Origin of the sequence: Aquabacterium sp., from assembly GCF_036279655.1 — a bacterium.
Taxonomy (GTDB): domain Bacteria; phylum Pseudomonadota; class Gammaproteobacteria; order Burkholderiales; family Burkholderiaceae_C; genus Aquabacterium.
In genome coordinates this window covers 1-14,385 of sequence record NZ_DASUIT010000136.1, presented here as the reverse complement: position 1 = coordinate 14,385, position 14,385 = coordinate 1, and the positions used below count along the sequence as shown (strand labels likewise).

Below are 14,385 nucleotides of genomic sequence, written 5' to 3'. Positions count from 1 at the left end.
GCCCACCTTCAGGCGCAGCGCACCGATCGCGTCGTTGACGATCTTTTCCTTGTCGGCGCCGAAGAAGATCAGGTCGCCATCCTTGGCGCCCGTGCGCTCCAGGATCTTGGCAATGGCGGCATCGTGCAGGTTCTTGACGATCGGCGATTGCAGGCCCGAACGCAGTTCTTCAGGTGACTGGCCCTTGGCAACGGTGTTGACCTTGATCCAGGCCAGGCCCTTGGCGCCGTAGATTTTGACGAACTCGGTGTAAGCATCGATCTCGCCGCGGCTCATGGCGCCGCCGCCCGGCACGCACAGGGCCACCACGCGGCCACCCTTGGTGGTGGCAGGGGTCGAGAAGACCTTGAAGTCCACATCGCCCATCACGTCGGTCAGTTCGGTGAACTGCAGCTTGACGCGAAGATCCGGCTTGTCCGAACCGTACAGGTGCATGGCGTCCGCGTACTTCATGACGGGGTAGGCACCCAGGTCCACGTTCAGGGCCTTCATGAAGACGTGGCGGATCATGCCTTCGAACATGTCACGGATTTCCTGCTCGGTCAGGAAGCTCGTTTCAATATCGATCTGGGTGAATTCGGGCTGGCGATCGGCGCGCAGGTCTTCGTCGCGGAAACACTTGGTGATCTGGTAGTAGCGGTCGAAACCGGCCACCATCAGCAGCTGCTTGAACAGCTGGGGCGACTGAGGCAGGGCGAAGAACTGGCCGTCATGCACGCGCGAGGGCACCAAGTAGTCGCGGGCGCCTTCGGGCGTGGACTTGGTCAGCATCGGGGTTTCGATGTCGACAAAGCCGTGCTCGTCCAGGAACTTGCGCGCCTCCATGGCCACGCGGTAGCGCAGCATCAGGTTCTTTTGCATGTAGGGGCGACGCAGGTCCAGCACGCGGTGCGTCAGGCGGGTCGTCTCCGACAGGTTCTCGTCGTCGATCTGGAAGGGCGGCGTCACGGAGGCGTTCAGCACTTCCAGCGTGTGGGCCAGGATCTCGATCTTGCCGCTGGTCAGACCGGCGTTCTCGGTGCCGGCGGGGCGGGCGCGCACAACGCCGGTCACCTTCAGGCAGAACTCGTTGCGCACGTCTTCGGCGATCTTGAAGGAATCGGCACGGTCAGGATCGAACACCACCTGCACCAGACCTTCGCGGTCACGCATGTCGATGAAGATCACGCCGCCGTGGTCGCGGCGACGGTGGGCCCAGCCCATCAGCGTCACGGTCTGGCCCATCAGCGCTTCGCTGACCAGACCACAGTAAGTGGTGCGCATTGTTGTTCTCTCCGGGAGATGAAGGTCGGTGGGCCCGGCCGGTGGCGCAGGCTCCAAACCCTCGATTGTCGTTCAGGATTGGGGTGTTGCAGCGCGGGACACGCCGCCGGGGGGCAGGCTGCTGCTGCCAGAGGAGGCCGGTGGGGCCACCACCCCCATGGAAATCACGTATTTCAGGGCCTCGTCCACCGACATCTGCAGGGCGATCACATCGGCCTTGGGCACCATGAGCATGAAACCCGAGGTGGGGTTGGGGGTGGTCGGTACATAGACGGTGACCATGTCCTGGTCGAGCGCCCTGGCCACTTCGCCACTGGGCTTGCCCGTCACGAAGGCGATGGTCCAGGAGCCCGCACGGGGGTACTGCACCAGCACGGCCTCCCGGAAGGCCTGGCCGCTGCTGGAAAACAGCGTGTCAGAGACCTGCTTGACCGAGGTGTAGATGCTCTTGACGATGGGGATGTTCGAAAACAGCCGGTTGGACTGGTTGAGCAGCCACTGGCCGGCCATGTTGGTCACGGCCACACCCGTGATCAACAGGGCGGCAACCATGACGATGACGCTCAGGCCGGGGATCTCCCGCAGGCTCTGCAGCATCGGGCGCAGGCTTTCGGGCAGCACCGTCTGGGCTGCCACAACCAGCCAGGCAAAGATGCCATCCAGGACGCCGACGACGCTGCCGAGCACCCAGATGGTGACGGCCAGCGGCAGCCACACGAGCAGGCCGGTGAGAAGGTATTTTTTCAAGGTGAGGGCCTGAGTTGAGGAGCAGTCGGGGAAAGGTGACTCAATGGCAGGCGCACGACGAGCCGCAGCCGCCGGCGGCAGTCCCACCTGAGCTGTCGCTGCTGGACGACGCTGAGTCACTGGCGGCGCTCGCGGCTGCCGCCGTGGCTGCGGCAGGGGCGCTGGTTCCACCGGCACCACTGGTGCCGCCACGGAAATCGGTGGCATACCAGCCCGAACCCTTGAGCTGAAAACCTGCGGCTGTCACCTGTTTGGTGAAAGCCTCGGCACCACAGGCCGGGCAGGTCGTCAGGACCGGGTCAGACATTTTCTGGAGCACATCCTTGGCGTGACCGCAGGATTCGCAGCGGTAGGCGTAAATCGGCATGGCAGCCTCTCGGGTGATCTGGCAACAACAAACAAACCCCCATTTTACGACGGGGCGTCCCGGGGATGGGGGCAAACCCGAAAACACCCGACCCCGAGATCGGGGTGGGGTGCGGGATTTCAAGCCTCCGACCGCGGCAGCATCAGGTCATGTGGGCGATGCGCGTGCGGTGGTCGGCGATGAACTGCGGGCCCAGCGAGCCCGCCACCATGCCGAACAGGGCCGTGATCAGACCCGCCAACTGGCCCGGGAATGCCTCGCCCAGCGGGCCGTGGAAGGTGAACAGCACCAGGGTGCCAATGCCCAGCACGATGGACAGCACGGCCCCCTGGGTGGTGGCCCGCGACCAGTACAGCCCGAAGGTCAGGGGCACGAAGGCGCCCACCAGGGGCACCTGGTAGGCCGCTGACACCAGGTCGTAGATGGACGTGCCCTGCATGGCCATGGCATAGGTCAGCACCAGGGCGGTGAAGACGAAAATGGTGATCCGCATGGCCAGCAGCACCTGGCGGTCGCTCATGCCGGGGTGCAGGTTCTTGAGGATGTTTTCGACGAAGCTGGTCGAGGGCGCCAGCAGCGTGGCCGATGACGTGGACTTGATGGCCGACACCAGCGCCCCGAAGAAGAAGATCTGTGCCACCAGCGGCATCTTGGTCAGGATCAGCGTGGGCAGTACCTTCTGCGGGTCGTTGGCCAGCAGGTCCTTGGTTTCGGTGGGCATGATGATCAGGGCCGAGGCCACGATGAACATGGGCACGAAGGCAAAGGCCAGATAGCTGAAACCGCCGATGATGGCGCCTCGCGTGGCGGTGGCGCCGTCCTTGGCGGACATCACACGCTGGAACACGTCCTGCTGCGGGATGGAGCCGAACATCATGGTGATGGCGGCCGCCACGAACCAGATCCAGCCGTCCACGGTGGATTCGGGCAGGATCTTGAACCAGTTCTGTGCCTCGGCCAGGGCAATGACCTGACCGGCGCCACCGGCCTGCTCGCTCGCGAGCACGGCGATCAGCGACAGGCCCACCACCAGCACGATCATCTGCACGAAATCGGTCCAGGCCACGGCCAGCATGCCGCCGATCAGCACATAGACCAGCACCAGCACCGTGCCGATGATCATGCCCACATTGGCACTGATCTCGCCGCCGGACAGCACGGAAAACACCAGGCCCAGGGCCGTGATCTGTGCGGCCACCCAGCCCAGGTAACTCAGGATGATGGCGATGGAGCAGAAGATCTCGACGCCTTTGCCGTAGCGTTGACGGTAGTAGTCGCCAATCGTCAGCAGGCTCATCTTGTAGAGGCGGCTGGCAAAGAAGGCGCCCACCAGCACCAGGCACATGGAGGCGCCGAACGGGTCCTCGATCACCGCGTTGAGCCCGCCGGAGACGAACTTGGCGGGGATGCCCATGACGGTTTCGGCGCCGAACCAGGTGGCAAAGGTGGTGGTGATCACCATGGCCAGGGGCAGGCTTCGGCCGGCAATGGCGAAGTCCGCCGTGCTCTTGATCCGGGTGCCGGCGTAGATGCCCAGCGCCATGGTGGCCAGGAGGTACGCAATCACGAACGCGAGCAGGGTGGTGTTCATGTCATGAAAAGGACGAAGGGGTCGAACAGCTTCAGGCCAGGCCGCGTCGGGCCCTGGGCGCGCAGTGTAAGGCGTGTTGGCCCCTGCGCCGACTGCCCGATTGAGGGGGCCGTGCGACGCCTGGGCTCAGATCAGGCCTTGAAGATGCAATCGAAGCAGGACCTGGGCCACCAGCAGCCCCAGCATGAAGCCCAGGGCGATCCAGGCCATGCCCGAGAGCAGGTGATTGGTGCGGCGCTGTTCGCGCAGCATGGCGGCCAGGTCGCGACGCAGATCGCTGTGATTGTGTTCCAGGTTCTGGTGCACCAGGCGGGGGAGCTCGGGCAGCAGCTTGGCGTAGCGCGGTGCTTCCCGCTTGAGGCGCAGCAGCAGGCCGCGCAGGCCGATCTGCTCGTGCATCCAGCGCTCCAGGAAGGGCTTGGCCGAGGTCCACAGGTCCAGATCGGGGTCCAGTTGGCGCCCCAGTCCTTCCACGTTCAGCAGGGTTTTTTGCAGCAGCACCAGTTGGGGCTGGATCTCGACATTGAAGCGGCGCGAGATCTGGAACAGGCGCAGCAAGACCTGTCCCAGGGAGATCTCACGCAGCGGCCGGTCGAAATACGGTTCGCACACGGTGCGGATGGCGCCTTCGAGCTCGTCCACACGGGTGTGAGCGGGTACCCAGCCGCTTTCGATGTGCAGTTCGGCCACGCGCTTGTAGTCGCGGTGGAAGAAGGCCATGAAGTTCTGGGCCAGGTAGTCCTTGTCGACCTCGGTGAGCGTGCCGATGATGCCGAAGTCCAGGGCGATGTAGCGGCCAAAGGTGTTGGGCGCCAGGCTGACCTGGATGTTGCCCGGGTGCATGTCGGCATGGAAAAAACCATCGCGGAACACCTGGGTGAAGAAGATGGTGACGCCATCGCGCGCCAGCTTCTTGATGTCGACACCGGCCTCGCGCAGGCGCTCCATCTGGCTGATGGGCACGCCCTTCATGCGCTGCATCACCATCACGGTGGTGGTGCACATGTCCCAGATCATCTCGGGTACCAGGCACAGGCCCAGCTCCTGCATGTTGCGGCGCAACTGGGCGGCATTGGCGGCCTCGCGCACCAGGTCCAGCTCATCGTGCAGGTATTTGTCGAACTCGGCCACGACTTCACGGGGCTTGAGGCGGCGCCCGTCGGCCGACAGGCGCTCCACCCAGCGCGCCAGGGTGCGCAGCAGGGCCAGATCGTCGTCGATCACATTCAGCATGCCCGGGCGCAGCACCTTCACGGCCACTTCGCGCCCGTCGTGCAGCACGGCAAAGTGCACCTGCGCAATCGAGGCGCTGGCCACCGGCTGCACATCAAAGCTCTTGAACAGCACCGATACGGGCTTGCCCAGGGCCTTTTCCACCAGCTTGACAGACTCCTCGGCGGGGAAGGGGGGGACCTGATCCTGCAGCTTGGCCAGTTCGTCCGCAACGTCCGGAGGCAGCAGGTCGCGGCGGGTGGACAGCATCTGTCCGAATTTCACAAAGATCGGGCCCAGTCGCTCCATGGCCACCCGCAGGCGCACGCCCGGCGGATCGTCCTGCCGGCGTCCGATGGACAACACGCGGGCGAGCAGACGCAAGGCAGGGTGCGGCATGCTGCCCAGCAGCAGCGTGTCCAGACCGTAGCGCAGCATGATCAGCCCGATGAAGGCCGGTCGCAGCGACGTGCGAATCCTTTGGCGCATGGCGTTGATGTCAGCGGCTGCCGGCCGGACCCGCGCTGCTGCGCGAGCCAGGGCGCCAGCGGCTCAGGGCCTGGCTGACCTGTTGTGCCAGATTCTTGAGCAACTGGGTCGGTGGGGTCCCCAGCCAGCGGGCCAGATCGTCCTCCAGATCCCAGCGCAGGTTCTTCATGAGCCAGGACACGGCTTCGGCCAAGCCGGCGTCTCCCTCGATCTTGACGTCCGGGCGTTGGCGTTGAAAGGCCATGCGCAGGGCCGACAGCGGATCGGGCAACTCAATCGAGACACTCAGGCCGGCCGGTGCATCCGGGCTGGTCGCCAGCCATTGCGCGTTGCTGATCTGCTCCAGCAGGCCGGCAGGGGTGATGCGCAGGCACACCCGCTCGGGCAGCCAGGTCGACACGGCACCGATCAAGGGCAGGCGAGCCTGACTGTGCAGGCGCAGCTCAATGCCTCGCCCGACATGGGGCTGAAGCTTTTGCATGGCCGTCGGCTCGCTGGCAATCACGTGATTGGCGAGCAGGATGAGGCGTGCGGTGAGGGCGTCACCGGCACCGGTGATGAGTGGGGAGAGCATGTGGGGATTGTAGGGGCCGGTGGCCAGGCTATCCATCGATCATGTCAATTGCTGCGTTGCAGCATGAATGTTGTATGGAGTTGTATGCAGGGTGAATCTCGGGGCCGGTGGCACATGTTTTGCGCCACAATCGCCGGTTGATGATTCCCAGGACAGTCTGCTCTGGGAGCAATGCCCGCATTTCATGTTCAACAATCGCAATTACAACCGGACTTTCTTCAACGCTCCGCAGTCGGTGACATCCTTCATCGCGGCTTTCCTTGAGCCTGCGATCACGGTGCTGACCTTCCTGTCGGTCATGGAGTGGTTCGAAGAGCCGGTGTCGCGTGCGGCCATGACCTTGTGTCTGCTGGTGTTCGCCCTGACCTTTCCTGGGCGCAACCGGTTCGGCGACAAGCGCCTGGAGGCGGCGGTGGACATCACCACCTCCTGGGTGTCCATGCTGGCCATCTTGTGGCTGTGCGGTTATGCGACCAGCAGCCTGCATTTCTTTGATTCACGGGTGATGCTCTTGTGGAGCGTGCTGACGCCCTTCCTGCAGTGGGTGGCCACCCTGATCGGCCGCTCGTGGATTCAGTACCGCGCGTCCTTGCCCAATGCGCGGCGCCGAGTGATCGTGGTGGGGGCCGGGCCCCTGGGCGGCAAGGTGGCCCGTGCCTTGCAGAGCAACCCTGACCACAGCACCGAGTTCGTGGGCTACTTTGACGACCGCACCGACAGCCGTGTGCTGGCCGAGGCGGTGAGCATGCGTCTGGGGGGGCTGCGTGACGTGGCCAACTATGTGTACGCCCACGGCATCCATGAGGTCTACATCACCCTGCCGCTGGGGTCGCAGCCGCGCATCGTGCAACTGCTCGAAGCCGTGCAGGGCACCACGGCCTCTCTCTACTTTGTGCCTGACGTCTTTGGCATCAGCATCATCCAGGGGCGTCTGCAGGACATGAATGGCGTGCCCGTGGTGGGCATCTGCGAGACCCCTTTCACGGGCACCAATGAGCTGATCAAGCGCGTGTCTGACATTGTGCTGGGGGCACTGATTCTGGTGCTGATCTCGCCTGTCTTGCTGGCGGTGGCCATCGGTGTCAAGCTGAGCTCGCCGGGGCCGATCATCTTCAAGCAAAAGCGCAATGGGCTGGACGGCGAGGAAATCATCGTCTACAAGTTCCGCTCCATGCGTGTCATGGACGACGGTGCCGTCGTCAAGCAGGCCACCAAGGGTGATTCACGCATCACGCCCTTTGGCGCCTTCATCCGCCGCACCTCGCTGGACGAGTTGCCGCAGTTCATCAACGTGCTGCAGGGCCGCATGAGCATCGTGGGGCCCCGCCCCCATGCCGTGGCCCACAACGAGGAATACCGCCGCCTGATCAAGGCCTACATGGTGCGCCACAAGGTCAAGCCGGGCATCACCGGCTGGGCGCAGGTGAACGGGTATCGGGGGGAGACCGACACCATCGACAAGATGCAGGCACGGGTCGAGTACGACCTGGAGTACCTGCGCAACTGGTCGCTGGTGCTGGATCTGCAGATCATCATTCGCACCGTCCGTCTGATGGTGTTCGATCGCAACGCTTATTGAAGACCGCGGAGACGAGACATGACATACAAGATCAAGCTCAAGCAGGGTTCCGATTTCCGGGTTGCCGTGACGTTGTTGATGCTGAGCAGCGTGATGCCCGCTCGTGCCGAAACCCCGCTCAGCCTGTCGGTGAGTGAAACCCTGACCTACGACAGCAACATCCTGCGTGATAACCAGAGGAAGCGTCGGGATGTCGTGTCATCCACCGGGGTTCAGATCGGGTTTGACAAATCCTATGGGCGTCAGACTTACACGGCCACTGCGGCGGCACAGGTGCAGCGGTACAAGAACTCCAAGGAGTATGACAACGATGGTTATGACATCAGCCTGGGCTTCTCGACCGAGATAGGCAAGGATGGGTCGCTCCAGATTCAGCATGATCGAAGCCAGTCGCTGCAGGACTTTGGTGATCAAGGGCGAGTTCGCGACAAAATCGTGATTGACTCGAATTCGACGACGGTCAGTGGGCGGTATGGCCTGTATGGGCGTTGGTCCTTGACGGGCAGCTTCGATCAAAATGATGTGGCCTACACAGAACCTTATGATTATCAGAACAAGTCGTCTCGCGGTGTGCGCGTGGGGCTGCGATACAACCCCAGCGACTTGCTTTATTTCGATGGCGGGCTCAAACGTACCGTGTCCGACTACCCCAAATATCCGCTTTTTTCGGGGTTGACGGAGGGGGATCGGGTCAAGCGTCTGGATTTGGACCTCCGTTCAGGCTGGACGGTGACTGGGTTTAGCAACCTGACCGCGCAGGTCAGTTGGACTCAGGAAAAGCATGAGACATTGGATGCGAGATTCGTGGATGACGATCGACGCGATTTCAATGGTTTGACAGGACGACTGAACTGGAATTTCTCGCCAGCGGGCAAGACCAGTTACGCCGTGGCCTTGGACCGAGACACCAACAATGCCGGCGGTAGCTCTGGACTGTTCAGTTCGTACGCACAGAATCGCCTGACCACAGGGCTGGTACTCAATGCCACCTGGCGCCCGACCGCCAAGATTTCAGTGGTCGGAGGATTCAATGTTCGATGGTTCGAGGAAGAGCAGCGAGATCTTGATGGTGCTGCACCGACACAGTCCCTCAAGGGCAATTATCAATCCTTGTCGTTGAAGCTGAATTATTCGCCCACACGCAACCTCGGGTTCACCTGTTCGCTGATGGCGTACGATCGAACTGAAACTGTATTTGCCAATGCATACAGTGGCGAGACAGCATCTTGTTCTGCATCTTTTTCGATTGACTGAGGCCGAACTGACGACATGACGCGAAGCTCCTCTGGCGGTGCCATTCTCCTGACCGGTGCCACCGGCTACATCGGTTCGCACACCTGGCTGGCCCTGCAGGCCAGCGGTTATCAGGTTCTGGGCATCGACAACCTGTCCAACAGCTCGGCCAGGGTGCTGGATCGCATCGAGCAACTGGGTGGGTGCAAGCCGGTGTTCATTCAAGGGGATGTGCGCGATCGCGCCGCGCTGGATGCCTGTTTCGATCTCGCGGCTCGCGAGTACGGTGGGGTGTCGGCCGTGGTGCATTTCGCCGCACTCAAGGCGGTGGGCGAGTCGGTCGAGCATCCGCTGGCGTACTTCGACAACAACCTGGGCGGTCTGGTGTCGGTGTGCCAGGCGATGGAGCGTCACGGGGTGTTCGACATCGTGTTCAGCTCGTCGGCCACGGTCTACGGTCAACCCGATCGTCTGCCCATCACGGAAGACGCGCCCCTGAAGGCCACCAACCCCTATGGTCAGACCAAGCTGATGGGCGAGGAGTTGCTGCGAGAGCTGGCACGCTGCAAGCCCGCCTGGCATGTGGCCTATCTGCGCTACTTCAACCCGGTGGGGGCGCACCCGAGCGGCCTGATTGGCGAGGATCCGCGTGGCGTGCCCAACAACCTCATGCCTTACGTGGCGCAGGTGGCCGTGGGCAAGCGCGAGCATCTCAATGTTTTTGGCAATGACTACGACACCCCGGATGGCTCGGGCGTGCGCGACTACATCCATGTCTGTGACCTGGCGGAAGGCCATGTCGCTGCCCTGCGTTATCTCTCCGAGCAGCAGCGCTCGATCACGGTCAATCTGGGCACGGGCCAGGGTTACAGTGTGATCGACGTGGTGCGGGCCTATGAGCGTGCCAGCGGCCGTCCCGTGCCCGTGGTCTTTGCGCCGCGGCGCCCCGGTGATGTGGCGGCCTGTTACGCAGACCCCGCCCATGCCCTGGCGACGCTGGGCTGGCAGGCGCAACGTGGACTGGATGACATGTGCGCCGATTCCTGGCGCTGGCAGTCGCTCAACCCGGCTGGGTTCGAGGGCTGATGGACAAGATATGAAGGTGACGAACCCATGAGTGTGTTGACTGTTCTGCCCGTGATCATGGCCGGTGGCTCCGGCACCCGTCTGTGGCCCCTGTCGCGGGCGCTCTACCCCAAGCAGTTCCTGGCCCTCAGCGGCCCACAGACCCTGTTCCAGCAGGCGCATCTGCGCCTGACGGCCCTGGCCAGCGAGCACATTGCGGTGGGCAAGCCCTGCGTGGTGGGCAATGAGGAGCACCGCTTCCTGGTGCTCGACCAGTTGCGCGAACTCAAGGCCGAGCCTTCGTCCCTGCTGCTTGAACCCGTGGGGCGCAACACCGCGCCGGCCGTGGCGCTGGCGGCCCTGCAGGCCACGGCCGACGGACAGGATCCCATCCTGGTCGTCACCCCGGCCGACCAGACCGTGACCCGCCCCGAGGCCTACACGGCTGCCCTGCGCACCGCCATCGAGGCCGCAGCCGGGGGCGACATCGTCATCTTGGGCATCACCCCCGATCGCCCTGAAACCGGCTTTGGCTACATCCGCACCGCAGCTCCGGCGGCCGACGGCACACGCGGTGTGCAGGCCTTCGTGGAAAAGCCCGACCTGGACACCGCCAAGGCCTACCTGGCCGAAGGCAGCTACTACTGGAACAGCGGCATGTTCGTCATGCGGGCCTCGCGCTGGCTGGCGGCGCTGGCGCACTTCCGCCCCGACATCGCCCAGGCCACGCAGGCCTCTTTCGATGTGCGCACCACCGATGCGTCCTTTGTGCGCCCCGGCAAGGCCGAGTTCGAACGCGTTCCCTCCGAGTCGGTGGACTACGCCGTCATGGAGCAATGCCCCAGCCACCCCGAGGCGGGCTTCACCGTCAAGATGGTGCCCCTGGATGCGGGCTGGTCCGATCTGGGCGCCTGGGATGCCGTCTGGCAGGTCAGCGCGCAAGATGCCTCGGGCAATGCCAGCGAGGGCGACGCCCTGATCCAGAACAGCCGCAACACGCTGGTGCACAGCACCTCGCGCCTGGTGGCCGCGGTGGGCCTGGACAACGTCGTGGTGGTCGAGACCCCCGATGCCGTGCTGGTGGCCGACCGCAGCCGCAGCCAGGACGTCAAGAACGTCGTGGCGGCCCTGAGCAAGCAGGAGCGCTCCGAGGGCAGCCTACACCGCCGCGTGCACCGCCCCTGGGGCTGGTATGACTCCATCGACCATGGGCCGCGTTTCCAGGTCAAGCGCATCATGGTCAAGCCCAAGGCCAGCTTGAGCCTGCAGATGCACCACCACCGCGCCGAGCACTGGATCGTGGTCAGCGGCACTGCCGAAGTGACGGTGGGCGACAAGGTCATCATGCTCAGCGAGAACCAGTCCACCTACATCCCCCTGGGCACGGTGCACCGCCTGGTCAACCCCGGCACCATCCCGCTGGAGATCATCGAGGTGCAGTCGGGCAGCTACCTGGGGGAAGACGACATCGTGCGATTCCAGGACAACTATGGGCGCTCCAGCTGAAGGGCCGGATCCGCGCGCCGAGCACTTCCGCTGGCCGGTGCGCGTGTACTGGGAAGACACCGATGCCGGTGGCATCGTCTTCTATGCCAACTACCTGAAGTTCTTCGAGCGGGCGCGCACGGAGTGGCTGCGCACCTTCTTCCACCAGGGACAGGAGGCCATGCGCCTGGCGGGTCACGGCATGTTCGTGGTCACCGAGACCAGCGTACGTTATCTGCGCCCGGCGCGGCTGGACGACGAGATCATTGTCACGGTGCGTCTGTCCGAGATCGGCCGGGCCAGCTTCGGGGTGGTCCAGCAGGCCTGGCGGGGCGCGACCTTGCTGGCCGAAGGCAGCATCCGCATTGGCTGGGTCCAGTCCCGGGGTGACGAGGGCTTGAGGCCGGCGCGCTTGCCGGCTGATTTTGTGGCTGGCCTGCCCGCCGTGCTGGATGGCGCACAATCAACACACAATCGAGCTTGAGCGCCTGACTCCCCTGGCGCTGCCGTTTTGTCCCGGAGGCTTTTGCTCATGAATCAAGACCTGTCCATCATCGAGCTGGTGCTGCATGCCAGTGTGGTGGTCCAGATCGTGATGGTCCTGTTGCTGGCCGTGTCCCTGGCCAGCTGGACCATCATCTTCGCCAAGGCGGTCGGCTTGCGGCGCGTGCGTGCCGACAACGACGAGTTCGACCGTGAGTTCTGGGCGGGGCGCACCCTGCAGGAGCTCTATCAGGACGCCACGCGTGGTGACGGTCCACCCTCGCCCCAGGAGCGGCTGTTTGCCGCAGGCATGCGCGAGTTCATGAAGCTGCGCGACAAGAAGGTGTCTGACACCACAGCCTTGCTGGAAGGTGCGCGCCGTGCCATGCGGGCCAGCTATCAGCGCGAACTCGACATGCTGGAGTCTCGGCTCGACTTCCTGGGCTCGGTGGGGTCGGTGTCCCCCTATGTGGGCCTGTTTGGCACGGTTTGGGGGATCATGCATGCCTTCACGGGCCTGTCCAACCTGCAGCAGGTGACGCTGGCCACGGTGGCACCGGGCATCGCTGAAGCCCTGGTGGCCACGGCGATCGGCCTGTTTGCGGCCATTCCTGCGGTGCTGGCCTACAACCGCTTCGCGCGGGATGTGGACCGCATTGCCACCCAGCTCGAATCCTTCATGGACGAGTTCTCCAACATCCTGGCGCGCAACGTGCTGCTGGCCGCGCCCAGCGCGGACGCCTCCCGCGCTGGCATGCCTCGCTGACAGGCAGAAGCCGGGAAGGTGACCCACATGGCCCAGCTCAATGCCCGAGGAGGACGCCGTCGGCGCACCCACAGCGAGATCAACATGGTGCCGTTCATCGACGTCATGCTGGTGCTGCTCATCATCTTCATGGTGAGCGCGCCCTTGCTGCCGACCGGCGTGGTCGACCTGCCGTCCATGGGGCGGGCCCAGAAGGCGCCCGACAAGGTGATCGAGGTGGTGCTCGATAGCGAGGACCAGATGAGTCTGCGCATCGACAGCCAGTCCGCCGGCACCATCGAGCTGTCCGCCCTGGCTGCACGCATCAAGGACGAGCAGGAGCGCTCGCCGGGAGGCCCTCAAGGCGCACCGGTCATCATCAGTGCCCGCAAGGACATCCGGTATGACGCCGTCGTGCGGGTGATGGACACCCTGCAAAAGGGGGGCGTGGTCCGCGTGGGGCTGGCCGTCAGGACCACCGGTCGCTGAGCGTCGGCGGACGAAACACATGGCCACCCTGGCGAACGACATCCCGGATCTGCTGCGCCCCCGCGCGGTGGAGGGTTGGCGCTCGGGCATGCTCATGGCCCTGGCAGCCCATGGACTGTTGCTGCTGGCCTTGATGTTCAGCGTCCAGTGGCGCACGCGAACGCCCGACGCCGTCGAGGCAGAGATGTGGGCCGAGATTCCCCGGGTGGCCACCACGGTGTCGCAGGCGCCAGCGCCAGCACAGGTGGCCGAGCGCCCGGCCGAGCCCCCCCCTCCTGCGCCCGCGCCCATGCCCGAACCGCCCGCGCCACCGCCGCCCCCGGCCGAGACGACCGTTCGCGCTCAGGCGCCCAAGCCTCCCAGGTCACGGCCGCCGCGAGAGGTGTTCGAGCCTGATACGCCGCAGATCAAGCAGCGGCTTGAGCAGGTGCGGCCCAAGCCCAAGCCGGAACCTGCCCCCGAGCCCCCGCCGCCCGCACCACCGCCCAAACCGGCACCCAAACCGGTGCCACCGCCTCCGCCCCCCCCGGCGCCCAAGCCAGCGCCGACTCCGGCCCCCGCCTCCAAGGTGCCTCCTGGCCAGCCGTCGACCGCGCCAAGCAAGCAGGCCCTGGAAAAGGCTCGGCAGGAGAACCTCAAGCGCATGATGGCCACCTTGGCCGAAGACCGCCTGCAATCGGCCGGACCGACGGCCGAATACGCCGGGCGCATCAAGGCGCGCGTGCGGCCCAACATCGTGTTCGCGGCCGACATCCCGGGCAACCCCGTGGCCACGGTCGAGGTGCGCTGCGCGCCCGACGGGCGGATCATCGGGCGCAAACTGATCATCCCCAGCGGGGTGCCAGCCTGGGACGATGCCGTTCTGCGTGCCATTGACCGCACCGAGGTCCTGCCGCTCAACGAGCAGGGCAGGGTGCCCACGCCTCTGTTGCTGGAACTCAGGCCCAAGGACTTCTGACGTCCACGCGCCAGATCCAGCCCTGTGTCAGGGCATGGGTCAGCCAGGCGGTGACATCGAACGCTGGCGCCTGACGATCCAGCAAGGTGTCCAAGGGGGGCTGCT

The 14,385-nt window shown here is 64.5% G+C and carries 14 protein-coding genes; 8 read left to right on the top strand and 6 right to left on the bottom strand.

Annotated features, from left to right (window positions below):
* The 6 genes from aspS to VFW84_RS14920 all read right to left on the bottom strand — a co-directional run.
* A partial coding sequence (gene aspS / locus VFW84_RS14945; protein WP_329681259.1) for an aspartate--tRNA ligase occupies positions 1-1,263 on the bottom strand: 1,263 nt, incomplete at its 3' end.
* A 72-nt stretch (positions 1,264-1,335) separates the two neighbouring features.
* Positions 1,336-2,010, bottom strand: coding sequence for a DUF502 domain-containing protein (locus tag VFW84_RS14940; RefSeq protein ID WP_329681258.1), 675 nt, complete (start codon positions 2,008-2,010; stop codon positions 1,336-1,338).
* 40 nt (positions 2,011-2,050) lie between these two features.
* Positions 2,051-2,377: an FmdB family zinc ribbon protein gene (locus tag VFW84_RS14935; protein ID WP_329681257.1), complete on the bottom strand. Its 327-nt coding sequence runs from the start codon at positions 2,375-2,377 to the stop codon at positions 2,051-2,053.
* Positions 2,378-2,519: 142 nt separating this feature from the next.
* On the bottom strand, positions 2,520-3,968 hold the full coding sequence (locus tag VFW84_RS14930; RefSeq protein ID WP_329681256.1) for a sodium:solute symporter family protein: 1,449 nt from the start codon (positions 3,966-3,968) through the stop codon (positions 2,520-2,522).
* Between the two features lie 126 nt (positions 3,969-4,094).
* Positions 4,095-5,669: a ubiquinone biosynthesis regulatory protein kinase UbiB gene (ubiB, locus tag VFW84_RS14925; RefSeq protein WP_329681255.1), complete on the bottom strand. Its 1,575-nt coding sequence runs from the start codon at positions 5,667-5,669 to the stop codon at positions 4,095-4,097.
* 10 nt (positions 5,670-5,679) lie between these two features.
* Positions 5,680-6,243, bottom strand: coding sequence for a hypothetical protein (locus tag VFW84_RS14920; protein WP_329681254.1), 564 nt, complete (start codon positions 6,241-6,243; stop codon positions 5,680-5,682).
* 184 nt (positions 6,244-6,427) lie between these two features.
* Here VFW84_RS14920 and VFW84_RS14915 point away from each other — a divergent pair, with 184 nt between their 5' ends.
* From VFW84_RS14915 to VFW84_RS14880, 8 genes are read left to right on the top strand one after another with little or no spacing between them, the layout of a single operon-like run.
* The gene (locus VFW84_RS14915) at positions 6,428-7,822 is read left to right on the top strand and encodes an undecaprenyl-phosphate glucose phosphotransferase (RefSeq protein WP_329681253.1); all 1,395 of its coding nucleotides are present in this window, start codon (positions 6,428-6,430) and stop codon (positions 7,820-7,822) included.
* 18 nt (positions 7,823-7,840) lie between these two features.
* Positions 7,841-9,076, top strand: a complete 1,236-nt coding sequence (locus tag VFW84_RS14910) for a hypothetical protein (RefSeq protein WP_329681252.1) — start codon at positions 7,841-7,843, stop codon at positions 9,074-9,076.
* A gap of 15 nt (positions 9,077-9,091) precedes the next feature.
* Complete coding sequence (gene galE / locus VFW84_RS14905; protein ID WP_329681251.1) at positions 9,092-10,141, top strand: UDP-glucose 4-epimerase GalE; 1,050 nt, start codon at positions 9,092-9,094, stop codon at positions 10,139-10,141.
* Positions 10,142-10,168: 27 nt separating this feature from the next.
* On the top strand, positions 10,169-11,626 hold the full coding sequence (locus VFW84_RS14900; RefSeq protein ID WP_329681250.1) for a mannose-1-phosphate guanylyltransferase/mannose-6-phosphate isomerase: 1,458 nt from the start codon (positions 10,169-10,171) through the stop codon (positions 11,624-11,626).
* Entirely contained in the window at positions 11,610-12,089 is a 480-nt protein-coding gene (locus VFW84_RS14895; RefSeq protein WP_329681249.1) for a YbgC/FadM family acyl-CoA thioesterase, read from the top strand. The genes VFW84_RS14900 and VFW84_RS14895 overlap by 17 nt, the downstream gene beginning before the upstream one ends.
* 48 nt (positions 12,090-12,137) lie before the next feature.
* The gene (gene tolQ / locus VFW84_RS14890; RefSeq protein ID WP_329681248.1) at positions 12,138-12,854 is read left to right on the top strand and encodes a protein TolQ; all 717 of its coding nucleotides are present in this window, start codon (positions 12,138-12,140) and stop codon (positions 12,852-12,854) included.
* Between the two features lie 27 nt (positions 12,855-12,881).
* The gene (locus tag VFW84_RS14885) at positions 12,882-13,322 is read left to right on the top strand and encodes a biopolymer transporter ExbD (protein ID WP_329681247.1); all 441 of its coding nucleotides are present in this window, start codon (positions 12,882-12,884) and stop codon (positions 13,320-13,322) included.
* Between the two features lie 19 nt (positions 13,323-13,341).
* Positions 13,342-14,280, top strand: coding sequence for an energy transducer TonB (locus VFW84_RS14880; protein ID WP_329681246.1), 939 nt, complete (start codon positions 13,342-13,344; stop codon positions 14,278-14,280).
* The last annotated feature ends 105 nt before the right edge of the window (positions 14,281-14,385 follow it).

Bases quoted from the DNA above. Each gene is read 5' to 3' on its own strand.
- VFW84_RS14935 (WP_329681257.1), bottom strand. From the start codon at position 2,377: ATGCCGATTTACGCCTACCGCTGCGAATCCTGCGGTCACGCCAAGGAT.
- VFW84_RS14930 (WP_329681256.1), bottom strand. From the start codon at position 3,968: ATGAACACCACCCTGCTCGCGTTCGTGATTGCGTACCTCCTGGCCACC.
- ubiB (WP_329681255.1), bottom strand. From the start codon at position 5,669: ATGCGCCAAAGGATTCGCACGTCGCTGCGACCGGCCTTCATCGGGCTG.
- VFW84_RS14920 (WP_329681254.1), bottom strand. From the start codon at position 6,243: ATGCTCTCCCCACTCATCACCGGTGCCGGTGACGCCCTCACCGCACGC.
- VFW84_RS14915 (WP_329681253.1), top strand. From the start codon at position 6,428: ATGTTCAACAATCGCAATTACAACCGGACTTTCTTCAACGCTCCGCAG.
- VFW84_RS14910 (WP_329681252.1), top strand. From the start codon at position 7,841: ATGACATACAAGATCAAGCTCAAGCAGGGTTCCGATTTCCGGGTTGCC.
- galE (WP_329681251.1), top strand. From the start codon at position 9,092: ATGACGCGAAGCTCCTCTGGCGGTGCCATTCTCCTGACCGGTGCCACC.
- VFW84_RS14900 (WP_329681250.1), top strand. From the start codon at position 10,169: ATGAGTGTGTTGACTGTTCTGCCCGTGATCATGGCCGGTGGCTCCGGC.
- VFW84_RS14895 (WP_329681249.1), top strand. From the start codon at position 11,610: ATGGGCGCTCCAGCTGAAGGGCCGGATCCGCGCGCCGAGCACTTCCGC.
- tolQ (WP_329681248.1), top strand. From the start codon at position 12,138: ATGAATCAAGACCTGTCCATCATCGAGCTGGTGCTGCATGCCAGTGTG.
- VFW84_RS14885 (WP_329681247.1), top strand. From the start codon at position 12,882: ATGGCCCAGCTCAATGCCCGAGGAGGACGCCGTCGGCGCACCCACAGC.
- VFW84_RS14880 (WP_329681246.1), top strand. From the start codon at position 13,342: ATGGCCACCCTGGCGAACGACATCCCGGATCTGCTGCGCCCCCGCGCG.